This window comes from Catellatospora sp. NPDC049609 (assembly GCF_040675365.1).
Classification (GTDB): domain Bacteria; phylum Actinomycetota; class Actinomycetes; order Mycobacteriales; family Micromonosporaceae; genus Catellatospora.
The window spans coordinates 15773-36380 of the sequence record NZ_JBFAOU010000025.1; the positions used below are offsets into that span (position 1 = coordinate 15773).

Here is a 20608-nt window from a genome sequence, read left to right on the forward strand (position 1 = left end):
TATCGGCGCGCGGCCCGCCGCGGCAGCACGCACGGCTCGCGGTGTCAGTCCCGGCTGGTTCGATAGGGCCCGCAGACACGACACCACCCGCGCAGAGGAGACCTTGTGGGCACGTGGGGCAGTGGAAACTTCGACAGCGACACGGCATCGGATCACCTGTCGATCGTCGTCGACCGGCTCGTCACCGAGGTCGCCGAGGCGATGGCCGGCGATCCCGTCGCCATCGAGCCCGATGAGTACTGGGGTGTCGCCGTGCCCTGCAATCTGGAGTTGCTGCAGGTCCTCGCCCAGGCCGGCTACGCCGCCGGCCGCCTGCCGGAGGCCGGGGTGGTCGAGGAATGGAAGAAGACCTTCATGGCCGTCTGGGAACGGACCATCGACGACCTGGGTCCCTCGCCTGACTTCAAGCAGGCCCGGCGTTCGGTGCTGAACCGCACGTTCGACCAGCTCGCCGACGCCGCCCGGCGTGCGGCGGCCGGCCACTAGTCACGGCGGCTTTCGCGAAGCGGACGGACCGAGGCGGGGGCCAGCGCCGCCTCGGCCGCCGGGTACGAGGTGGTGAAGCTGCCGCGGTAGCCGAACAGCGGGCCGAACCTGTCGTTGCCCACGTCGACCCGGATCCGGAAGCGCCCGGCCGTCTCGTCGTACCACTCGTGCACGTGGGCGGTGCCGGACAGCGCCAGCGGCATGCGTACGCCGAGCAGGCCCTCGTAGAACCGCTGGCTGCCGGTGCGGATGTGCAGGCCGCCCGTGCCGTCCACGGTCAGGTCCAGGTCGACCGCCAGGTGCTGGTGGGTGCCGAGGTAGTCGATCACCCGGCCGCGCAGCGGGCTGTAGATCATCGTGGCGTCGAAGCGGCGGCGCACCCCGGGCAGGTGGAACGTGCGCACGAAGGTGACCGTCTCCCGGCCGTACCCGTCGCGGTAGGCGTAGTTCTCGATGGTGAACGGGACGTCGCGGCCCCGCTCCGGGAACAGGATGTTGCGGGTGGCGCCCAGGTGCAGGAACGGCACCGTGAACGCGCGGCCGCGCCAGATCTCGTCCATCACGCCGGTGCCGACGCAGGCCGTCCGGTCGGTGCTGTCGAAACCGAAGCGCTGCCGCAGCCGGGGGTGCAGCCGGCCGAAGTCGGAACCGAGCGCGCGTTCGAAGATCGAGGTCATGGTCTCTCCAGGTGGGCGAGGGTGGTGGGCGCGGTCGCGGCCGCGCGGTCGGGCGGGCGGCGCAGGCACCGCCGCGCCGCCGGAGTAAAGGGAAGCGGCGGAACGAGCACGAGCACAGCTGCCGCCAGCAGCCCGGCCAGCAGCCCGGCCGGCAGCCCGTCGAGCGATCCGGGCAGCCCGGTTGTCACCGAAGCCGTTGCGGGCCCCATCCGCGTCCCGGGCCCCGTCCCGGACCCGGACCCCGTCGCGGACCAGGACCCGGCCGCGATCGCGATCGCGACGCAGAGCAGCAACCGGGCCGTGACCTCGCCGACCGCGTGCCACAGCGCCCGGCGGGGCGTCACGCCGCGTTCCAGCCACAACCGCAGGCGGTCGAACGACCAGGCGGTGAGCCAGCCGAACAGCGGCCGAAAGACGAGGTCGGCCATCGGGCCGAGGCGTCCCCAGCCGGGCGTGTAGTCGTACCCGGTGAGGAACCGCACCCCCGTCGGGGTCGGCACGTAGCGCCAGTAGCCGGAGCCGCGCCGGATGAGGGTCAGCGGGTGGTCCGAGGTGAACCGCAACGCACTGGTACGCGTGCCGTCCGGCCGGCTGCGCTCCCCCGCGAACACGCCCTCCCCGCTGATCACGAGGCCGGGCAGCACCCGCGTCGCGTACCGGAAGCGCCGCGGCCGCCCCGGCTCGTCCGGCAGGTAGCCGATCTCCCCGAACCGCGCGTCCCAGCGCTGGTGCTGCGCCGGGTCCTGCGACGCCGCCCAGACCGCGTCGAGCTCGCGGCGGATCAGCGTCTCGACGTACAGCAACCGCCCCACCACGACCCCCTTCCGTCGATTTGAGCACTCGCTCAAAAAAGAGGCTAACAGATTTGAGCGATTGCTCAAGTCCCCGAAATGCCCCACGACAAAGCCCCGCCCGCGCCGCTCCGGCGGCACGAACGGGGCTCCCGGTCAAGATCGCGTTGATCTTGCGCGAAGTGTTAGGGATATGTCCACTATGGGCGTGTCATACCCACAGTTCACGCAAGATCGACGCACATCAGAGGGGGTCAGGTCAGGAGGGGGAGGGTGCGGCGGCCGGCTTCGGGGAGGGTGCCGAGGGCGAGTTCGGCGAAGCGGTGGGCGAAGGGCTGCCACACCTCGGCCACGTCCTGCTGGGTCGCTTCGACCTCGGCGATCAGGCCGTCGGCGTCCCAGCCCTGCTCGGCCATCCAGCCCCGGTTGCTGTCCACCCAGGCCGTGAACATGTCGAGGTCGCACTCGATGTGGAACTGGGTGCCCCAGGCCCGGTCCCCCACCCGGAACGCCTGGTGCGGGTAGCGCGGCGAGGCGGCCAGCAGGGTAGCCCCGAGCGGCAGCTCGGTGATCTCGTCGAAGTGGTACTGGATCACGTCCGGCGCGAACGGCACCGCCCACCACAGCGGGTCGGACTCGGCCACGTCCCGCCGGGCCACCAGGCGCGCGCCGATCTCGGGCCCGCTGGTGGAGCGCTCGACGGTGCCGCCGTGGGCCTGCGCCAGCAGCTGGCCGCCCAGGCAGACCCCGAGCGTCGGCACCCGGTGCTTGACCGCCTTGCGCAGCAGCGACTCGAGCTTCGGGAACCACGGCGCGCCGGGCGTCCCGGCCGTGGGGTACGCGTTCTGCTCCCCGCCGAGCACCACGAACGCCGCGTACCCGGTCAGGTCGTCGGGCAGCGCGTCGCCCGCGTGCGGGCGGAGCACGCTCAGCTCCAGCCCGGCCTCGGTCAGCCAGTCGCCGAGCCGGCGCAGGTCGTCGGTCGGGTCGTTCTCGATCACCAGTGCGGTCGCCACGCAGCGAGACTAGCCCGCGGCCCGCGCGGCTCCGGCAGGCGGCCTTGACCTGCGAGCAAAGGGTCACGGTGGCCGGATCAGGCCTTCCGGGCGGCCACCTTATTGATCTTGCTGCGCAGCGCGCGCCGGGCCACCGGCCCCAGCTCCTCGACGATCTCCAGCAGCGCGCCGAGCTGCTCCAGCGCGGCCATGGCGCGCTGCGCGCCGGGACGGTCGACGCCCTCGTACAGCTCCAGCCCGACGAACGAGACGGAGATCGCGCGGGCCAGGCCCGGCACGTCGGCCATCTCCGCGAACGGCGAGCCCGCCAGCACCCGGCGCAGCACCGACTCGATCTCCGCGGTCCACTGGCCGAGGGCGTCCGCCGTGACCCGGGCCAGCTTCTCGTCGTGCTGCGCACCGGCCAGCATCTGCGCGAGGACCGCCACGTTGCCCAGGTCGCGCTCCTCCTCGTGCAGCGCCCGGCCCACGTCGAGCAGCTCGCGCAGCGAGCCGACGGCGGCGAAGCGCTGCCGGTACGCGTCCACGCGGTCGGTGGTGGCCGCCGTGCACGCCGCGACCAGCAGATCGTCCACGCTGCCGAAGTGGTAGAAGATCAGCGCCTGGTTGACCCCGGCGGTGGCGGCGATGCTGCGCGCGGACACCCCCGCGATGCCCTGCTTGCGCAGCGTGTCCATGGCGCCGTCGAGCAGCCGCTGCTTGGTGTCGGACATGCCGTTTCCTCCCAGACCCGGGCCCGCACCGCGCGGCTCGCGCGAATGCGGACGGTGCCGGCCACCCCCCGTTGCCAATGTGGCCGGCACCGCCCGATGTCTGTCGCGTCCCCGACTCACCGGGACGCGCAGACTGTCTCGCACCGGTCTGACAAAACAGCCGATGCGTCGGCGATGTCGGGTCAGGACGGTCACCACAAGGAAACACGTCCCGCGCCACTGATTTGAGCGGTCGGTCAAACTTCAGCCTAGCAAGGCTTGAGCGTTCGCTCAAACAACCTGCTCATCCCAGGCGGCGGCTCACGGCAGCACCAGCTCGGCGTAGACCGGCCGGTGGTCGCTGCCGGGCAGGTCCAGCACCCGGAAGTCGCGTACGCCCACGCGCCGGTCGGCCAGCACCCGGTCCAGCGTCACCGGCGGGATCATGTTCCCGTCGTACGGCCCCCAGGTCCCCGTCAGCCCGCGCCCGAGCACCTCGGCCGCGTCCCGGTACCCCGAGTCGATCAGCTCCCGCAGCAGGTGGTGGTCGAGCGTCGCGTTGAAGTCGCCGAGCAGCACCCGCACCGGCCCGTCGGGCGTGGCGCGCGGCTGGTCGTCGAACCCCCGCGCCCACAGCGGCGTCACGAAGTCCGCCCACGGCGCCAGCGGATGCGCCGACTCGACCAGCACCGAGCCGCCGCCCGGCACCGACACCTCGGCCCGCGCCTGCCGGAACCCGCCCGGGTTGACCCGCACCCCGTCGTCGCGCAGCGGATGCCGCGACAGCACCGCCGACCCCTCCACGCCCGGGACCGCGTAGTCCACCCGGAAGGGCAGCTCGTCGCGCATCCCCGCCGCGTCGGCGGCGGCCAGGTAGTCCGGCGACACCTCCTGCAGCGCCAGCACGTCCACCCGGTGCTCGCGCACCAGGGCCACCAGCGTGTCCGGGCCCGCCGAGCCGACCAGCACGTTCGCGCTCATCACCCGCAGCGCCTGCCCCCTGGCCCCGGCCAGCGCGTCACCGTCGGCGAGAAAGCGCGGCGCCACCACCGCGACCAGCGCCAGCGCGGCCACCCCGGCCACCGCGGCCGCCGTCCAGCGCCGCCACACCAGCAGGACGGCCAGCGGCACCAGCGAGCCCGCGGCGACGTACGGCGTGAACGCCATCAGCTGCGCCATCGGATACCAGGTGTCCCAGCCGGCCAGGCGGAGCACGGCCCAGACCGCCGCCGGCAGCGCGAGCGCCCACGGCAGTGCGGACAGGAGGCCGCGCTTGACGAACCGGAGGCTGTCCTTCATGCGCCGAATGCTATACATCGGCCCGGCTGCGGACCGCGCGCCCGTGTGAAGGTTCTGTGGGCAGCCGAGCGCGGCCCTCGGCTAGGCTCTGCGGCCATGACCGCCACCCTGCACCCCGCGAAACTCCGACCCGGCGACACCGTGGCGCTCGTCTCGCCGTCCGGTCCGGTGCCCCCGGAGCGGATCGAGGCGGCGGTCGCCGTGCTCACCGGCTGGGGCCTCGCCCCGCGCGTGTACCCGCACGTGCTGGCCCGGCACGGCTACTTCGGCGGCACCGACGACCAGCGCCTCGGCGACCTCAACGAGGCGCTGGCCGACCCGGAGGTCCGCGCCGTGCTGTGCACCCGCGGCGGGTACGGCGCGCAGCGCATCACCGACCGGATCGACCTGGCCGCGGTGCACCGCGACCCGAAGCTCGTCATGGGCTTCTCCGACATCACGGCGCTGCACCTCGCGCTGTGGCAGGGCGCCCGGCTGGCCACCGTGCACGGCCCGGTCGTGGCGCAGTTCGACAAGGGCGCCGACTCCGTCACCGCGCTCGGCGCCCGGCACGCCCTGATGAGCGGCGAGCCGGTGACCGTCACCGCCGACCCGGCCGAGGAGACCCACGGCGTACGCACCACGGGCCGCGCCGAGGGCACCCTGCTCGGCGGCAACCTGTCCCTGCTCGCGAGCACTGTGGGCACTTCGCACCAGCCCGACCTGACCGGCGCGATCCTGCTCGTCGAGGACGTCGGCGAGTACCCGTACCGCGTCGACCGGATGCTGACCCAGCTGCGCCGCAGCGGCGCCCTCGACCACCTCGCGGGCATCGCGATCGGCCAGTTCACCGACTGCGCCGACGCCTGGACGGTCACCATCGCCGACGTGCTCACCGAGCGCCTGCTCGACCTCGGGCTGCCGGTGCTCGGCGGTCTGCCCGTCGGCCACGGCACCCAGCACACCGCCGTGCCGCTGGGCACCCACGCCGTCCTCGACGCCGACGCCGGCACCCTCACCATCGCCCCCGCCACGTCGAGCTGAGCGGCGCCGGGTCGGCGATTCAGCATCCGTACTCGTCGACGTCGAGCTCGGCGCGGGTACGCCGCAGGAAGTCGAGTATCCGGGCGCTGACGTGCCAGCCGAGAAGGTTGCGCTGCGGCGCTGCCGTCTCGGCCGCTTCGTCGTCACCGCAGCCCTCGAAGTACCGCACGACCTGCAGGACCGCGCTGCCGGTGGCCGGCTCGGTCCGGTCGAGTTCGGCCGCGAGGACGCCGATGCGGTCCGCCTCGGCGAAGAGCCGGTCCACGACATGGTCCAGCTGCTCGTCCACGGTCAGGTCCGGCTGCCGGCAGACGATCCGCCAGACGTGGCACACCGGGACGGGAGGGTCACTGTGGCGGCTGCCGCGCACGGAGGTCTCGTCGGGCTCGATGCCCAGCCGGGCGGCCATCTCGGCGGCCGCCATCCGGTAGGACCTGAGCGCGAAGTAGACGTACTGGCGCGGATGCATGGCCGGGACTGTATCCACACCGATCGCCGCAGTCCTCGGCGTTTCTGAGCCGTATCTCGATACGGCTCAGAACGAGTTACCCGACTCGGCCAGCATGACGCAGATGACGATGCCCGCGACGAGGCTGACCGGCATGCCCGCCGCCCAGCCGAGCAGGATGCCCGAGCCCACGCCGCCGTCGCGGCGGACGATGCGCGCGATGCCGGTGACGAGGGCGGCCACACCGAGCAGGAGCTGCCCGGCGATGCCGCCGAGCACGAAGATCGAGAGCGGGTCGCCGGACGCGGCTGGGCCGTAGTCGCTGCTCTGCCCGAACAGCCTCGCCGCCGCGAGCGGCAGCAGCATCGTCAGCACGTGCCCGGCCAGGGCGATGCCGACCCCGCGCCAGACCAGGCGAGCGGCCACGGGACGCGACTGCCCCGCCGTCCCCTGCCCGCTCGGCGCGGCCTGCGGGTCCGGCGCGCCCTGCTGGGCCGTGCCGGCCTCACCGCCCGGCACGTCCCCGCGGACCGGCACGTTCTCGCCGCTTCCGGCCGCGCCGGAGGCGGACGGCTGGGCCGAGCCCGCGGCCGTGGGCTGGGCCGAGCCGGAGACGGTGGGCTCGACCGAGCCTGCGGTCGACGGCTTTGCCGTGCCCGAGAAGGCGGAGGGGACCGGAGCAGCCGTGCTCGCGCCGAGGTCCGGGCGGCCTGCCACGCCCTGGGTGGCGGCGGCCGCCGCGGGGTCGGCGGAGGTCGGGCGCGAGGGTGGCGTGGGGGCCGCGTAGGGGTTGCGGGTCACGGGGCTGCCTCCAGATCGGGCGGCCCGGGGACGGCCGCAACGAGGTGCGTGCCGCGCAGCCTATCGCTGCGCGGCACGCTTGCTGCTCGGCCGATCCGGTATGGGCTCCGGCGGGCTGGCGCGGGGGGACGCTCAGCCGCACCGGTGCCGGTCACCGGTCAGAAGCACTGCGACGCGGACCAGAACTTGCTGGGCCGGAAGTCGGTGTGCGTGTGGTCGCTGTGGCCGGGGTAGCCGGGGCCGAGGATCCCGTTGAAGCCGTGGTAGCGCGCCTGCTTGGCGAGCGTGCACAGCGAGTGCGGGCCCGAGCCGAGGTCGGCCGCGTCACCGTAGAGGTGCCTGCTGTCGGAGGCGCCGCCGACAGCGTTGTTGCAGGCCACGCTCCGGAAGCCGGAGGTGACCCGGATGGCCTGGTCGCCGAGGGCGTGGCGCAGCGCCTCCAGGCGCCACATCGCCCGCAGCGCGTTGGCCTTGGCGGTGGCCGCCGAGACGGCGCCGCCGGACCAGGTGCTGTTGCAGGTGTTCAGCTCGGCGTAGCTGAAGTGGATGGGGGTGCAGTCGTCGTCCTGCAGGGCATAGATCTTGTTGTACGTCTGCGGGCCGGCGATGCCGTCGGCGCCCAGGCCGTACGCCTGCTGGAACCGGATGACGGCGTCGCGGGTCTCCCCGCCGAACACGCCGTCGATGACGATGGTGTTGTTGTAGCCCGGCCAGCCGGCGACCCGGATCTGCAGTTGCCGGACGTCCTCGCCGGACATGCCGGAGGACAGGTTGCGGCCCCAGGTGTAGCAGCCGTCGGCGTGCGCGGGGGAAGCGCCGACGACGATGGCGACCACCGATCCGATGGCCGCCATCACCAGTGCGGTCAGCGCCCGGATGAGGGCGCGGCGGGGGGTGCGAAGCGACATGGAAGGCACCTTGCCAACCACGCTCATCTATGTCAAGAGTTTACATTTCTTGCAGTTACTGCGTAGTATCCTTTCGCAAGCGGGCGGTCATGGCACCTGGTCAGGGGTTCGCCGAACCTGCGCGTCAGGGCCATGCCGCCCGGTGCTCGGCGACGATGGTGCTGGTCAACGGCGCGAGCGCACCCTCCGGTCGTTGCCCGCCGCGGTGACGCCGTACGCGAGCGCGTCGACCAGTGCCCGCCAGCTGGCCTCGACCACGTTCTCGTGCACGCCGACCGTGGTCCAGTCGCGACCGTCGGCGTCCACGGTCTCCACCAGCACCCGCGTCACCGCGTCGGTGCCGTGCGAGCCGGCCAGGATGCGGACCTTGTAGTCGGCCAGCTCCAGCCCGGACAGCTGCGGGAAGTGCCGCTCCAGCGCCTGGCGCAGGGCCTGGTCCAGGGCGTTCACCGGGCCGTTGCCCTCCGCGGTGGCGATCACGCGCTCGCCGCGTACCCGCAGCTTGACGGTCGCCTCGCTGACGACCGCACCGTCCTCGCGGTGCTCGACGATCACCCGGTACGACTCCAGCGCGAACGGGGTCGTCTGCTCGCCCAGCGACTGGCGCACCAGCAGCTCGAAGGACGCGTCGGCGGCCTCGAAAGACCAGCCCGCCGCTTCCAGCTCCTTCACCCGGTGCGTCACCTTGGACAGCGTGTCGGGCTGGCCGGCCAGGTCCAGGCCGAGCTCGCGGCTCTTGAGCTCGATACTGGCCCGGCCGGCCATCTCGGTGACGAGGATCGTCATGTCGTTGCCGACGACGGCCGGGTCCACGTGGTTGTAGAGGGCCGGGTCGACTTTGATCGCGCTCGCGTGCAGCCCCGCCTTGTGGGCGAAGGCGGCCGACCCGACATAGGCCTGGTGGGTGTCGGGTGCGATGTTCGCGATCTCGGCGATGGCGTGCGAGACGTGCGCCATCTGTTCCAGGCAGCCCTCCGGTAGGACGGTCATGCCCAGCTTGAGTTGCAGGTTCGCCACCACCGCGAAGATGTCGGCGTTGCCGGGGCGCTCCCCGTAGCCGTTCGCGGTGCCCTGCACGTGGCGTACGCCCGCCTCTACCGCGGCGATGGTGTTGGCGACGGCGCACGCGGTGTCGTTCTGCGCGTGCATGCCGAGCACGGCCGGGTCGATGCCCAGCCGCGCGGTCAGCTCCCCGATCGCCTTGCTGACCTGCGAGGGCAGCATGCCGCCGTTGGTGTCGCAGAGGACGACCCGCTCGGCGCCCGCGTCCAGCGCGGCGCGCACCACGGAGGCGGTGTACGCCGGGTCGAAGCGGAAGCCGTCGAAGAAGTGCTCGCAGTCGACGAAGACGCGGCGGCCCTGCGCCCGCGGGTGGGACACGCTGTCGGCGACCATCGCGAGGTTCTCCTCGGGCGTGGTGCGCAGCGCGCGCTCGACGTGGCGCAGGTCGGACTTGGCGACCAGGCAGACCACCGGGGTCTGCGCCGCGAGCAGGCCCGCGATCTGCGCGTCGTCGGCGACGGGCGTGCCCGCCTTGCGGGTGGAGCCGAAGGCGACCAGCACCGCGTTCTTCAGATCGAGCTCGGTTCTGGCGCGTTCGAAGAACTCGGTGTCCTTGGGCACCGCACCGGGCCAGCCGCCCTCGATGAACCCGACGCCGAACTGATCGAGCAGCCGCGCCACCGCGAGCTTGTCCGCGACGGAGTACGTGATGCCTTCGCGCTGGGCGCCGTCGCGCAGCGTGGTGTCGAAGATCTGCATGTCGTCTGACCTCCTGTGGGGCGCCCGCGGGGGCACCTGGTTGACCGTGGCCGCCGAATCGGGCCGCGTGCCGGGAGACGCTGTGGAGCTGGGCTGTGGAGCTGAGCGGGCCGCAAAACAAAAGACCCCCCGCGGTCGCGGGAGGTCTGCGCGTCGGCGAGGGGGCCTGGTTTCCCAGGCGGCGGCCGGCGCGCTAGGTGCGAATAATCAGTGCGAGGTGGATCACGCAGGGTAGCATCCCATTTTTCCGGCCCGTGGGCCAGCAGCCTCCCGGATTTCGGGACGCCGTGTCGCACCAGGCGGGCCCGTTCCTACGACTGACCTGGACATCAGGACACGGCCGCGGTCCTGTGCGCGTCGCCACAATGTCATGATCCGGTAACTCGGGAGCCGCGAGCGGTTGCCTAATCTTGAACCGCTCAAGTAAAGCCCTGCTCCATGGAGGTACCTCGCGTGCTCACCGTCGGCGACCACTTTCCCGCCTACGAACTGACCGCCTGCGTTTCGCTGGACGCCGACAAGGCGTTCGAGACGATCACCAACAAGACCTACGAAGGCAAGTGGCGGGTCCTGTTCTGCTGGCCCAAGGACTTCACCTTCGTCTGTCCCACCGAGATCGCCGAGTTCGGCCGCCTGAACGGCGAGTTCGCCGACCGGGACGCGCAGGTGCTGGGCTGGTCGGTCGACAACGAGTTCGTGCACCACGCGTGGCGCAAGAACCACCCCGACCTGCGTGAGCTGCCCTTCCCGATGCTGGCCGACGTCAAGCGCGAGCTGACCGAGGCGTGCGGCGTGCTGGGCGAGGACGGCGTGCCGCAGCGGGCGACGTTCATCGTCGACCCGAACAACGAGATCCAGTTCGTGATGGTCACCGCGGGCTCGGTCGGCCGCAACGTCAGCGAGGTGCTGCGGGTGCTCGACGCGCTGCAGACCGACGAGCTGTGCCCGTGCAACTGGAACAAGGGCGGCGAGACCCTCGACGCCGGCAAGCTGCTGGCCGCCGTCTGATGGGTATCGACGCGATCAAGGCGGCGCTGCCGGCGTACGCCCGCGACACCAAGCTCAACCTCGGGACCGTGCTCGGCACGTCGCCGCTGACCGAGCAGCAGCTCTGGGGCACCGCCCTGGCCTGCGCGGTCGCGGCCCGCAACGCGGTCGTGCTGCGCGAGATCGCGGCCGAGGCGGCCGACCACCTCAAGCCGGAGGCGGTCGAGGCGGCCAAGGGCGCGGCGTCGATCATGGCGATGAACAACGTCTACTACCGGTCCAAGCACCTGATCGGCGACGAGGCGTACCAGTCGCTGCCGGCCCGGCTGCGCATGCAGATCATCGGGAACCCGGGCGTCGACAAGGCCGACTTCGAGCTGTGGAGCCTGGCCGTCTCGGCCATCACCGGCTGCGGCGTCTGCCTGGAGTCGCACGAGAAGACGCTGATCGGCACCGGGGTCGGCCGCGAGGCCGTGCACGAGGCGCTGCGCATCGCCTCGGTCGTGCACGCGGCGGCGGTCACCCTCGACGCCGAAGCGGCTCTGGCGGCCTGACCGGCCGCTGAGCCCGCGGCGAACGGCTCCGGCCGCTCACCGCCCACCGTGCCAGGAAGGCCACCGAGCAGGCGGCGGTGCCACGCCGCCCGGTGGGCCCACCGGCACGCGGAGAAAGAAGCCCGGCGGGAGACGTCCCGCCGGGCTTTCCGCTGCCCAGGGTGGGGAAGGGCACCTTCTTCAACGGAAAACGATAAGAAGGTGCCCTTCCTTTCGTGGGGTCGACGATAGTTGAACAGTCAAGTATTCTTGAGGCATGACTGCCACCCGGATGCCCGCCATCTACCTCAGCCACGGTGCTCCACCGCTGGCCGACGACGCGCTGTGGACGCGGCAGCTGGCGGACTGGTCGGGCGCGCTGCCGCGGCCCACCGCGATCCTGGTCGTCTCGGCGCACTGGGAGAACGCGCCGCTGGCGATCGGCGCGACGACGACCGTCCCGCTCGTGTACGACTTCGGCGGCTTCGCGCAGCGCTACTACGAGGTGACGTACCCGGCGCCCGGCGCGCCCGAGCTGGCCGCCAAGGTGCGCGGGCTGCTGCGCGGGCCGCAGACGCCGCTGGCCGACGTGCCCGACCGGGGGCTCGACCACGGCGCGTACGTGCCGCTGGTGGAGATGTATCCCGACGCCGACATCCCGGTGCTGCAGATCTCGATGCCGACGCTGGACCCGCGGCGGCTGATGGAGATCGGCCGCAGGCTCGCGCCGCTGCGCGAGGAGGGCGTGCTGATCGTCGGCTCCGGCTTCTTCACGCACAACCTGCGTGCCGCGATGACCTACCTGCACCTGGGTGCGGACGCACCGGTGCAGGGCTGGTCGGCGGAGTTCGACGCATGGGGCCGCGAGGCGCTGGACGCGGGCGATGTGGACGGCCTGCTCGACTTCCTGGTCAAGTCGCCGGCCGGGCGGATGGCGCACCCGCGCACCGAGCACTTCGCGCCGCTGTTCGTCACGCTCGGCGCGGGCGAGGCGGACCTGGCCGAACAGCGTACGGTCATCGACGGCTTCTGGATGGGCCTGGCCAAACGTTCGGTTCAGCTCGGGTGACCTTGTAGACGATGTGACGCGATCCCCGCTACTGCCGGGCGGTGGCGCTGATTACGGTAGCGGGGTGACCACCTTGCCCGCCGAGCGCAGCATCGCGTTCGCCGCCGTCTTCAACTTCCGCGACCTCGGTGGGCTGACCACCGCCGACGGCCGCGCGGTGCGCCGGCGCACGGTGTTCCGGTCGGACACGCTGTCCCGCCTCGGCGCCGAGGACCGCGACGCGTTCGCCGCGCTCGGCATCCGCACCGTGATCGACCTGCGCCGGCCCGCCGAGGTCGCCTCGATGGGCCGGGTGCCGGAGTGGACCCGGGTGGTGTGGCGGCACAACCACCTCGAGCACCCGCTGTGGGACCACTCGACCTACACCACGGAGGTCGGGGTGGCGCGCTGGCTGGCCGAGCGCTACCTGGAGCTGGCCCACCACGGCAAGGCCGACATCGCGCGGGTGGTCGGCATGCTGACCGACGACCAGCACGGCCCGACCGTGGTGCACTGCGTGGCGGGCAAGGACCGCACCGGCCTGATCGCGGCGCTGACGCTGGAGCTGCTCGGCGTGCCCGACGACCAGATCGCGGCGGACTACGCGCTGACCGAGCACAGCGCGCCGGCCTTCACCCGCTGGGTGCGCACCGCGTTCCCGGACGAGGACCACCGCAACCCGCCGCCGTTCTACACGTACACCCCCGCCGAGGCCATGCTGATCACGCTGCACGGGCTGCGCCTGCGCCACGGCTCGATCGCGGAGTACCTGGTGGGCGCGGGCCTGCACCGCGAGCGGGTGGACCGGCTGCGCGAGAGGCTGCTGGAAGCGTGAGCGGGCGGCGCGCGTGAACACCGGCGACGCGGCCCGGCTGGTCGACTTCACGGGTCCGCTGTTCAACTTCCGCGACGTGGGCGGGCTGCCCACCACGGACGGCGCGACCGTACGCCGGGGCGTGCTGTTCCGGTCGGACACGCTGACCGCGCTCGACGAGGCCGACCGCGAGCGCTTCGCCGAGCTGGGCGTGCACACCGTCATCGACCTGCGGCACCGGGTGGAGCTGGAGCGCTACGGCCGCGCCCCGCAGTGGTGCTGCACCGACTGGCACAATGTGCCGCTGAACAACCCGGTCTGGCGGGCCGAGGACTACTCCCCCGACGCCGGGGTGGCCGCCTTCCTGGTGGCCCGGTACCTGGAGACCACCGAGCTCGCCGCGGCCGACCTCGTCCGCGCGCTGGAGCTGGTCGCGACCGGCTCCGGCCCGACCGTGGTGCACTGCTGGGGCGGGCGCGACCGCACCGGGGTGGTGATCGCGCTGGCGCTGGAGCTGGTGGGGGTGTCCGATGCGGACATCGCCGCCGACTACCAGCTGACCGAGCACGGCACGGCCCGCTACCTGGCCTGGCGGGAGGTCAACCGGCCGGAGCGGCCGCCGCTGGCGCCGTTCCTGTCGCGCACCCCGGCCGAGGCCATGCACGCGTTCCTGGGCCTGCTGCGGGAGCGGCACGGCTCGGTGTCCGGCTACCTGACCGGCGCGGGGCTCGCCCCCGAGCACGTCACGATGCTGCGCGCACGGCTGCGCGAGGAGCGTCCGTTGAGGTGACCCCGGCGTGATTCCCGGGTGGCATGATGTGACCGACATTTCCCCGGGGAGGAGCCGTCACCATGCACTTCGGACAGCGAGCCGCGCTGGCCGTGCTCACCGCAACGACCCTCGCGGCCGTGCTGGCGGGTTGCAGCGGCAAGGATCCCGGCGACACCTCGCCCGCCGTGCGGCCCGGCAGCGGCACGGGCGAGTTCGCGCAGATCGACGCCGCGACGCGCGGGCTGGTGTCCCAGCGGGTCGCCTGGCAGGCGCCCGGCTCCCTGGACGTCGAGGAGACCGCCCGGATCGGCCTGTCCATCGGCGAGGGCAGGGAGCTCACCGACAAGATCGAGACGTTGCTGCGGGGCACGCAGCAGACGCCCGTCGGCGAGATGAGGGTCGGTCCCTCGGTGCGGGCCACCCTGCGCGGCAGCTCCGAGGACGTGGAGATCACGCCGTCGGAGTCGGTGAACGCGTCCACCGGCAGCGACGTGCAGATGCTGTTCACCTGGCTGATCAAGGCCAAGCAGCCGACCGACGACCTCCAGCTCACCGCGCACCTGGAGGTGCCGCTGAGCAATGGGCACGTCATCACGCACGAGGTGCCGCTCAGCATCCAGGTGCACCGCACGGCGAAGTTCACCGTGTGGCAGGTGCTCACCAACTGGGGCACCTGGTCGGCCGTGGTGACCAGCCTGATCGCGGTGGTGGGCTGGCTGGTCCGCCGCCGCAGGCGCGAGGCGGCCGCCGAGGAGGCGCCGGAGCCGTCGGTGTCCAGCACCGCCGACGCGGTGGTCTGAAGAAATCTTCCAACCGAGTGGGTATGGCGAAAGTTAGCTTCAACGACGATAGTGGCGGGTGAATGTCCATTCCCACCATCGCGGAGACTCCATGGCCAGATCACGCCTGCGGACGGCCGCCGTCGCCGGCCTCACCGCGCTCAGCCTCGCGGCCCTGACCGCGGCCGCCGGGGCACCCGCCGCGGCCGCCCCGATCACGCACGACGAGCAGATCACCTTCCAGGAGTGGTCCAGCTATCCCGCCTGGCGCCAGGGCACCCACGAGGGCACCCTCGCCATCCCCGGGGTGCGCACCGGGATCACGATGCTCCGCCCGGCCGGCACCACCGACTACACCGACCCGCACACCGGCGTCACCAAGCCTTACGACTACGCCACCTGGACCTCGCCGGTGACCGAGGTCGGCTTCGACGCCACCGAGCTGGTCGCGTCGTGGAACGCCGAGACGCCCGCGGGCACCTGGATCCAGGTCGAGCTGCAGGGCACCTACAACACCGGCGGCCAGACGCCGTGGTACGTCATGGGCCGGTGGGCCTCCGGTGACGGCGACATCAAGCGCACCACGGTCAACCGCCAGGGCGACCCGTGGTCGACGATCTGGACCGACACCTTCTCCATCGACGACGCCGCCAACGGGGTGCTGCTGCACGCCTACCAGCTGCGGCTCACCCTCTACCGGGCGCCGGGGCAGTGGCGCGCGCCGCGGGTGTGGATGCTCGGCGCGATGAGCTCCTTCGTGCCGGACCGGTTCACCGTCACCCCGAGCGCGGGCGGCATCGCCTGGGGCACCGAGCTGGCCGTGCCGCGCCGCTCGCAGAACATCCACATCGGGGAGTACCCGGAGTACGACGGCGGCGGCCAGGCCTGGTGCTCGCCGACCTCCACCACGATGGTGCTGGAGTACTACGGCCGCGGCCCGTCGCAGCAGGACCTGGCCTGGGTCGACCCGGCCTACGAGGACCCGCAGGTCGACCACGCGGCCCGGATGACCTACGACTACGCGTACGAGGGCGCCGGCAACTGGCCGTTCAACACCGCGTACGCCGCGTCGTACCCGGGCATCGACGCCAAGGTGACCCGGCTGCACTCGCTGGACGAGATCGAGCGGTTCATCAAGGCCGGCATCCCCGTGATCACCAGCCAGTCGTTCCTGTCCGAGGAGCTGGACGGAGCCAACTACGGCACCTCCGGGCACATCTTCGTCATCGTCGGCTTCACCGCCGACGGCGACGTGATCGTCAACGACCCGGCGTCGTCGAGCAACGACGCGGTGCGCAACATCTACCAGCGCGACCAGTTCGAGAAGATCTGGCAGCGCACCAAGCGCTACCGCGCGAACGGCACCGTGGCCGGCGGCCCCGGCGGCATCGTGTACCTGATCAAGCCGTGGTGGAAGCCGTGGCCGCACGTCCCGGGCTCGACCAACTGGTGACGTGATGATCCGGGTGCGCCCCCGCCGTGGGGCGCGCCCGGATCATCAGAGCCGGGTCTCCAGGATCGCCTCGGACAGCGCGATCACGCCGAAGCTGCCGCCCTGCGGGTCGGCCAGCAGCGCGTAGTGGCCCACCGGCAGGTCCAGCGGGCCGGCCAGCACCGACCCGCCCAGCTCGACGCAGCGCGCGATGGCCGCCGCGCAGTCCGCCACCTCGAACGTGATGCGCCAGTGGGCCGGCGTGCCGGCCGGGTAGCGCTCGTCCATCACGGACATGCCACCGACGACGCGGCTGTCCTTGCACCACTCGATGTGGTCCACGCCCTCGGCGATCTCGCTCTTGCGCTCCGACCAGCCGAACGCCTTGCCGTAGAAGGCCGCCGCGGTGTCCTCCCGCCAGGTCACCACCTCGGTCCAGCACATGGTGGCGGGCTCGTTGGCGGCCTCGGCACCGCCGAAGGCGCCGCGCTGCCAGATGCCGAAGACCGCGCCCTCGGCGTCGGCGACCAGCGCGGCCCGGCCGCGGCCGCCCCGGTCGTGCGGCGGCGCCAGCACCGCCCCGCCGGCGTCGACGACGGCCGCCACGGCGTCGTCCGCGCTCGGCGCGGACAGGTAGCCCAGCCAGCACCCGGGCCTGCCGGGTGCGCCCGGCACCACGCCGGCCACGGCACGGCCGTCGAGCGTGAACACCTCACCCGGCGCCCAGCCGAACAGCCCGGCGTAGAAGTCCGCCGCGGCGGCCGGGTCGGCGGCGGCGTACTCCGCCCAGCACGGCGTGGCGGGCGCGTATCCCCTCACTCGCATGCCCGCCACCCTAGAGCCATCTCCCGTCCCCGTGAAGATCCGCACGTGCCGTCCGATTCGCTCCGTTCGGCTGACCGGCCGGGCGATCGGTGACACGGGGGCCATGCACATGGACCGATCACGCGCGATGATTGCGCCATGCTCCCGGATCGATCCCCGCTCGAGGGATGCAACGTCGCGCTCAACGAGTCCGACGTCGTGGGCCTGCGGGTGGACTGGCCCAGCCGCACCGTGCGGCTGCTGCTGCACGTGCTGGCGCTGCCCGAGCACGGGCCGGTCGATCCGGACACCCGCCGGGCGCTGGTGTTCACCGGCGTCCGGCTGGTGCGGGTGCTGCTGCGCGCGGACCGCTCGTTCAGCCGCGACTACGGCAACGCCATCGACCTGCCCGACGCCGAGGCGGCCGACGCCTTCCTCGCCTCGGTCGGCTGGTCCAACCCGATGTACGGGTGGAGCTTCCTGAACGATCCGCAGCTCACCCAGGACTGGCCGGAGCGGCTGAGCCTGACGCTCGACGCCGGAGCAGGCCCCGCCGCGCACACCCTGTACTGGTTCTGCGAGTGCGGCCGCGACGAGCCCGGCGGCGACGCCGCGTACTGCATCGAGGGCGACATCCACTTCGAGCGCCTGGCGGTCGAACGGGCCGACGGCTCGCCGGTGCCGCTGACCTCGTTCATCGCCGACGGCCGGCGCTGGTGGCACGGCTTCGGCGCCGGCGACCCCCGCGTCTCCGGCGAGGCCCAGCAGTCCCAGCCACCCTCCCCCGCCTGGACCTGACCCCGCCTCCGGCGGTGCGGAAGGGCACCTTCTTATCGCTTTCCGTAGATGAAGGTGCCCTTCCTCACCCGGATGCCGCGTCGTTCCCGCTCAGCCGTGCTGGGCCGCGACGCGGGCCATGGCGTCGCGGTAGATGGGGCCGTGCCGGAAGCGGTCCGGCAGCAGGCGCATGGTCAGGCGCAGCCCGCGGACCGAGACCGAGGCGGACAGGTCCGTCGTGGGCAGGCCGAGCGTGCCGTACACGCGCCGCGCCCAGCCCGGTTGCAGCGCGAACGCGGTCGCGGCCAGGCCGGTGTAGACCAGGCGGGCCGGGGTCAGCCCGAGGTGCCAGGGCAGCGGCGGCGCCAGCAGGAAGAACAGGGTGTCCAGCGCCTCCCGGGTCAGCGCCAGCTCGGGCCGGACGCGCCGGTAGTACGCGGCGACCTCGGCGCGGGTGCCGGGCACCGTCGCCGGGTCGAGTCCGACCAGCTCGGCCGCGCGCAGCTGCTCGGTGTAGTACCCGTCCACGTCGGCGTCGGTCAGCTCCACCCCGGCCCGGCGGGCCGTGCTCACGAACGACTCGACCTCGGTGACGTGCACCCAGCGCAGCAGCTCCGGCTCGTCGATGCGGAACGTCTCGCCGGTGCGCCGGTCCACCCCGCGCAGCCGGGCGTGGATCGCGCGGATGCGCCGGCCCGCCGTGCGCGCCTGCTCGGTGGTGCCGAAGATGACCGTGCCGACGTAGTCCGCGGTGCGCAGCAGCCGCGACCACGGGTCGACCTTGTAGCTGGAGTTCTGCACCACGCCCGCAATCGCCCGGGGGTGCAGGGCCTGCAGGAACAGCGAGCGTACGCCCGCCACCCAGAGCACCGGCTCGGCGTGCACCCGCCAGGTGACCGACCCGGGGCCGAACAGCCCGAGGTCGCCCCGGCCGGTCAGCCCCGCCGCGCCCGGCAGGACGACGCCGGCCGTCCGCCCGCCGCGCCTGACGGTCCGCTCGCTCATGAGATCCAGCGTGCCACGCCCGCGGGGGTGCCGGAACGGTCTCGCGCCCCCGGGCGGGCCGGGGGCGCGAGGTTGTCGCCTGATGCGCCGGATGACCGGCTCAGGGCAGCCTTAGCTGATCTTGGCGTTGACGTGGATGGCGATGGCGTCGTGCGCGGCGACGTTCGCCGCGAACCAGCCGTTCGCATCGACCGTGATCACCGGCCCGGTGCAGGTGGTGCCGCTCTTCTCGCCGTGGATGACGTCGCAGTAGCGCCCGGCGGGCAGGTTCGTCTGGTACGAGCGCCCGTTGACCGCCCCGTCCTCGTCGTTGATGGTCAGGTAGCCCTTGCCGCTGCGGCCGAACGCGATGTGGTTGTTGCCGTTGTCGTACCAGTTGACCATCGCCGTGCCCTTGACCGCGTTGTGGAAGCCGACCATGTTCGCCACGACCTGCCAGCGGTGCTCGCAGCGCCAGCCGCCGCTGAAGCAGGTCGCGTTGTTGGTCTTGCCGCCTGCGTCCGAGGGCGGCCCCTGGTCCTTGTTGCTGAACTCGTAGCTGCTCATCACCGTCGGCGAGCCGTACGGCCAGGCCAGCATGAACGCGTTGGCCAGCGCGTAGATCCCGTTGTCCTTGTAGGTGAGGATGTCGCCGCCCTCGCGCTGGGTGTCGTGGTTGTCGACGAACACCGCGCCCTTGCCGGTGGCGATGTGTCCCCACGGCTCGCCGAAGTTCTTGAGGTAGGCGAGCTTCTCGCGCCGGAACACCCGGCCCAGATCCTTGCCGTAGCGGAACTCGTGCACGTCGCCGTTGCCGGTGTACTCCGTCGGCTGGACCGGCTCGCCCGCGCCGTAGATGACCTCCTGCACGTGGTACACCGAGCGCGACAGCTTGCCCTTGATCGCGGCGATGTCGGCGGCCGGCATGTGCTTGCTCGCGTCCCAGCGGAACCCGTCCACGCCGAGGCCGAGCAGGTCGTTGAGGTAGGCCGCGAGCTTGGTCCGGACGTAGTCGCTCTCGGTCTTGAGGTCGGCGAGGTTGACCAGCTCGCAGTTCTGCACCTCGTACCGGTCGCCGTAGTTCACGATGTCGTCGTTGCCGTTGCGGCCGCAGTGGTGGAAGTCCTGCGTCTGGTAGATGCCCGGGTAGGTGTACGAGGTGTAGGTCGAGCCGGCCCAGCCGGTGCCCGAGCCGACGCCGGTGGTGTGGTTGACCACCGCGTCGACGATGACCTTGACACCCGCGTTGTGGCAGGTGGTGACCATCGACTGGAACTGCGCCCGGGTGCCCTTGCGGGACTCGATCCGGTAGCTGACCGGCTGGTACGCGACCCACCACTGCTGGCCGCGCACGTGCTCCTGGGGCGGGGAGACCTGCACGTAGCCGTAGCCGCGCGGGCCGAGGTAGTTGGTGCACTCGGCCGCCACCGAGGGCCAGTTCCACTCGAAGAGCTGGACGATGACGTCCTTGGTGGCCGAGGGGGCGGCGGCCGCGGGTGCGGCCGGGAGGGGCAGCGTGGCGGCGAGCACCGCCGCCAGCATCAGAGGGAGAAACCTGCGTCGTCGCATGGGGACACTCCGGACGGTACGAGGGGACGAGTCGTCGCGGTGCTGCGGCCCGAACACGGCTGAAACCGCGTTGAAACCTTGCGGCAATGTTCACAAGAACTTTCAACGAAGTCAACGAGTCCGATGCGGATCGGCACGCCGAAGCGCTCGCAAGATCTTGCCACAGTGGCCATGACAGCTCCGGCCTGCCGCTCGGGCCGACGACAG

General features: G+C 72.2%; 22 protein-coding genes. 10 read left to right on the forward strand and 12 right to left on the reverse strand.

Going from position 1 to position 20608, the window contains the following annotated elements:
- Positions 1-105: 105 nt before the first annotated feature.
- Positions 106-486, forward strand: coding sequence for a DUF4259 domain-containing protein (locus tag AB0J67_RS10265; RefSeq protein ID WP_363479099.1), 381 nt, complete (start codon positions 106-108; stop codon positions 484-486).
- On the opposite strand, the gene AB0J67_RS10270 is transcribed toward AB0J67_RS10265, so the two are convergent.
- From AB0J67_RS10270 to AB0J67_RS10290, 5 genes are all read right to left on the reverse strand, one after another.
- Positions 483-1163 (reverse strand): DUF4166 domain-containing protein, encoded by a 681-nt coding sequence (locus AB0J67_RS10270; protein WP_363479102.1) that lies wholly within the window; start codon positions 1161-1163, stop codon positions 483-485. The two genes, AB0J67_RS10265 and AB0J67_RS10270, sit on opposite strands and share 4 nt — an antisense overlap.
- Complete coding sequence (locus tag AB0J67_RS10275) at positions 1160-1975, reverse strand: hypothetical protein (protein WP_363479105.1); 816 nt, start codon at positions 1973-1975, stop codon at positions 1160-1162. The genes AB0J67_RS10270 and AB0J67_RS10275 overlap by 4 nt, the downstream gene beginning before the upstream one ends.
- 233 nt (positions 1976-2208) lie before the next feature.
- Positions 2209-2970, reverse strand: coding sequence for a type 1 glutamine amidotransferase (locus AB0J67_RS10280; RefSeq protein ID WP_363479108.1), 762 nt, complete (start codon positions 2968-2970; stop codon positions 2209-2211).
- 77 nt (positions 2971-3047) lie between these two features.
- Positions 3048-3683 (reverse strand): TetR family transcriptional regulator, encoded by a 636-nt coding sequence (locus AB0J67_RS10285; protein ID WP_363479111.1) that lies wholly within the window; start codon positions 3681-3683, stop codon positions 3048-3050.
- 300 nt (positions 3684-3983) lie between these two features.
- Positions 3984-4961 (reverse strand): endonuclease/exonuclease/phosphatase family protein, encoded by a 978-nt coding sequence (locus AB0J67_RS10290; protein WP_363479114.1) that lies wholly within the window; start codon positions 4959-4961, stop codon positions 3984-3986.
- A gap of 96 nt (positions 4962-5057) precedes the next feature.
- On the opposite strand from AB0J67_RS10290, the gene AB0J67_RS10295 reads away from it, so the two are divergent.
- Positions 5058-5984 carry an LD-carboxypeptidase gene (locus tag AB0J67_RS10295; RefSeq protein ID WP_363479117.1) on the forward strand — a complete coding sequence of 309 codons (927 nt, stop codon included), beginning with the start codon at positions 5058-5060 and terminating at the stop codon, positions 5982-5984.
- Positions 5985-6003: 19 nt separating this feature from the next.
- Here the strand turns inward: AB0J67_RS10295 and AB0J67_RS10300 are convergent, their stop codons facing one another.
- The 4 genes from AB0J67_RS10300 to cimA all read right to left on the reverse strand — a co-directional run bounded on the left by AB0J67_RS10300 (position 6004) and on the right by cimA (position 9902).
- Entirely contained in the window at positions 6004-6453 is a 450-nt protein-coding gene (locus tag AB0J67_RS10300) for a DUF4279 domain-containing protein (protein WP_363479120.1), read from the reverse strand.
- A gap of 66 nt (positions 6454-6519) precedes the next feature.
- A complete protein-coding gene (locus AB0J67_RS10305; protein ID WP_363479123.1) occupies positions 6520-7233 on the reverse strand; it encodes a hypothetical protein in 714 nt (237 codons plus the stop codon).
- A 158-nt stretch (positions 7234-7391) separates the two neighbouring features.
- A complete protein-coding gene (locus AB0J67_RS10310) occupies positions 7392-8141 on the reverse strand; it encodes a D-Ala-D-Ala carboxypeptidase family metallohydrolase (RefSeq protein WP_363479126.1) in 750 nt (249 codons plus the stop codon).
- Between the two features lie 165 nt (positions 8142-8306).
- Positions 8307-9902, reverse strand: coding sequence for a citramalate synthase (gene cimA / locus AB0J67_RS10315; protein ID WP_363479129.1), 1596 nt, complete (start codon positions 9900-9902; stop codon positions 8307-8309).
- A 453-nt stretch (positions 9903-10355) separates the two neighbouring features.
- Between cimA and AB0J67_RS10320 the strand changes: the two genes are divergently transcribed.
- From AB0J67_RS10320 to AB0J67_RS10350, 7 genes are all read left to right on the forward strand, one after another.
- Complete coding sequence (locus AB0J67_RS10320) at positions 10356-10910, forward strand: peroxiredoxin (protein ID WP_363479241.1); 555 nt, start codon at positions 10356-10358, stop codon at positions 10908-10910.
- Positions 10910-11443, forward strand: a complete 534-nt coding sequence (locus AB0J67_RS10325) for a carboxymuconolactone decarboxylase family protein (RefSeq protein WP_363479132.1) — start codon at positions 10910-10912, stop codon at positions 11441-11443. The genes AB0J67_RS10320 and AB0J67_RS10325 overlap by 1 nt, the downstream gene beginning before the upstream one ends.
- A gap of 256 nt (positions 11444-11699) precedes the next feature.
- Positions 11700-12491 (forward strand): class III extradiol ring-cleavage dioxygenase, encoded by a 792-nt coding sequence (locus AB0J67_RS10330; RefSeq protein WP_363479135.1) that lies wholly within the window; start codon positions 11700-11702, stop codon positions 12489-12491.
- 64 nt (positions 12492-12555) lie between these two features.
- Positions 12556-13305, forward strand: a complete 750-nt coding sequence (locus tag AB0J67_RS10335; RefSeq protein ID WP_363479138.1) for a tyrosine-protein phosphatase — start codon at positions 12556-12558, stop codon at positions 13303-13305.
- Between the two features lie 13 nt (positions 13306-13318).
- Complete coding sequence (locus AB0J67_RS10340) at positions 13319-14074, forward strand: tyrosine-protein phosphatase (protein ID WP_363479141.1); 756 nt, start codon at positions 13319-13321, stop codon at positions 14072-14074.
- Between the two features lie 62 nt (positions 14075-14136).
- Complete coding sequence (locus AB0J67_RS10345) at positions 14137-14856, forward strand: hypothetical protein (protein WP_363479144.1); 720 nt, start codon at positions 14137-14139, stop codon at positions 14854-14856.
- 91 nt (positions 14857-14947) lie between these two features.
- The gene (locus tag AB0J67_RS10350) at positions 14948-16288 is read left to right on the forward strand and encodes a C39 family peptidase (RefSeq protein WP_363479147.1); all 1341 of its coding nucleotides are present in this window, start codon (positions 14948-14950) and stop codon (positions 16286-16288) included.
- 45 nt (positions 16289-16333) lie between these two features.
- Here the strand turns inward: AB0J67_RS10350 and AB0J67_RS10355 are convergent, their stop codons facing one another.
- Positions 16334-17092, reverse strand: a complete 759-nt coding sequence (locus tag AB0J67_RS10355) for a VOC family protein (RefSeq protein ID WP_363479150.1) — start codon at positions 17090-17092, stop codon at positions 16334-16336.
- A 138-nt stretch (positions 17093-17230) separates the two neighbouring features.
- On the opposite strand from AB0J67_RS10355, the gene AB0J67_RS10360 reads away from it, so the two are divergent.
- Positions 17231-17869: a hypothetical protein gene (locus AB0J67_RS10360; RefSeq protein WP_363479153.1), complete on the forward strand. Its 639-nt coding sequence runs from the start codon at positions 17231-17233 to the stop codon at positions 17867-17869.
- 90 nt (positions 17870-17959) lie between these two features.
- Here the strand turns inward: AB0J67_RS10360 and AB0J67_RS10365 are convergent, their stop codons facing one another.
- Both AB0J67_RS10365 and AB0J67_RS10370 read right to left on the reverse strand, forming a co-directional pair.
- Positions 17960-18853 carry an oxygenase MpaB family protein gene (locus AB0J67_RS10365; RefSeq protein ID WP_363479156.1) on the reverse strand — a complete coding sequence of 298 codons (894 nt, stop codon included), beginning with the start codon at positions 18851-18853 and terminating at the stop codon, positions 17960-17962.
- Positions 18854-18964: 111 nt separating this feature from the next.
- Positions 18965-20401 (reverse strand): alpha-amylase family protein, encoded by a 1437-nt coding sequence (locus AB0J67_RS10370; protein WP_363479159.1) that lies wholly within the window; start codon positions 20399-20401, stop codon positions 18965-18967.
- Between the last annotated feature and the right edge of the window lie 207 nt (positions 20402-20608).

Coding starts and splice junctions, on each gene's coding strand:
- AB0J67_RS10295 (WP_363479117.1), top strand. CDS start 5,058: ATGACCGCCACCCTGCACCCCGCGAAACTCCGACCCGGCGACACCGTG.
- AB0J67_RS10300 (WP_363479120.1), bottom strand. CDS start 6,453: ATGCATCCGCGCCAGTACGTCTACTTCGCGCTCAGGTCCTACCGGATG.
- AB0J67_RS10345 (WP_363479144.1), top strand. CDS start 14,137: ATGCACTTCGGACAGCGAGCCGCGCTGGCCGTGCTCACCGCAACGACC.
- AB0J67_RS10325 (WP_363479132.1), top strand. CDS start 10,910: ATGGGTATCGACGCGATCAAGGCGGCGCTGCCGGCGTACGCCCGCGAC.
- AB0J67_RS10330 (WP_363479135.1), top strand. CDS start 11,700: ATGACTGCCACCCGGATGCCCGCCATCTACCTCAGCCACGGTGCTCCA.
- AB0J67_RS10270 (WP_363479102.1), bottom strand. CDS start 1,163: ATGACCTCGATCTTCGAACGCGCGCTCGGTTCCGACTTCGGCCGGCTG.
- AB0J67_RS10365 (WP_363479156.1), bottom strand. CDS start 18,853: ATGAGCGAGCGGACCGTCAGGCGCGGCGGGCGGACGGCCGGCGTCGTC.
- AB0J67_RS10350 (WP_363479147.1), top strand. CDS start 14,948: ATGGCCAGATCACGCCTGCGGACGGCCGCCGTCGCCGGCCTCACCGCG.
- AB0J67_RS10310 (WP_363479126.1), bottom strand. CDS start 8,141: ATGTCGCTTCGCACCCCCCGCCGCGCCCTCATCCGGGCGCTGACCGCA.
- AB0J67_RS10355 (WP_363479150.1), bottom strand. CDS start 17,092: ATGCGAGTGAGGGGATACGCGCCCGCCACGCCGTGCTGGGCGGAGTAC.
- AB0J67_RS10290 (WP_363479114.1), bottom strand. CDS start 4,961: ATGAAGGACAGCCTCCGGTTCGTCAAGCGCGGCCTCCTGTCCGCACTG.
- AB0J67_RS10285 (WP_363479111.1), bottom strand. CDS start 3,683: ATGTCCGACACCAAGCAGCGGCTGCTCGACGGCGCCATGGACACGCTG.
- AB0J67_RS10370 (WP_363479159.1), bottom strand. CDS start 20,401: ATGCGACGACGCAGGTTTCTCCCTCTGATGCTGGCGGCGGTGCTCGCC.
- cimA (WP_363479129.1), bottom strand. CDS start 9,902: ATGCAGATCTTCGACACCACGCTGCGCGACGGCGCCCAGCGCGAAGGC.
- AB0J67_RS10360 (WP_363479153.1), top strand. CDS start 17,231: ATGCTCCCGGATCGATCCCCGCTCGAGGGATGCAACGTCGCGCTCAAC.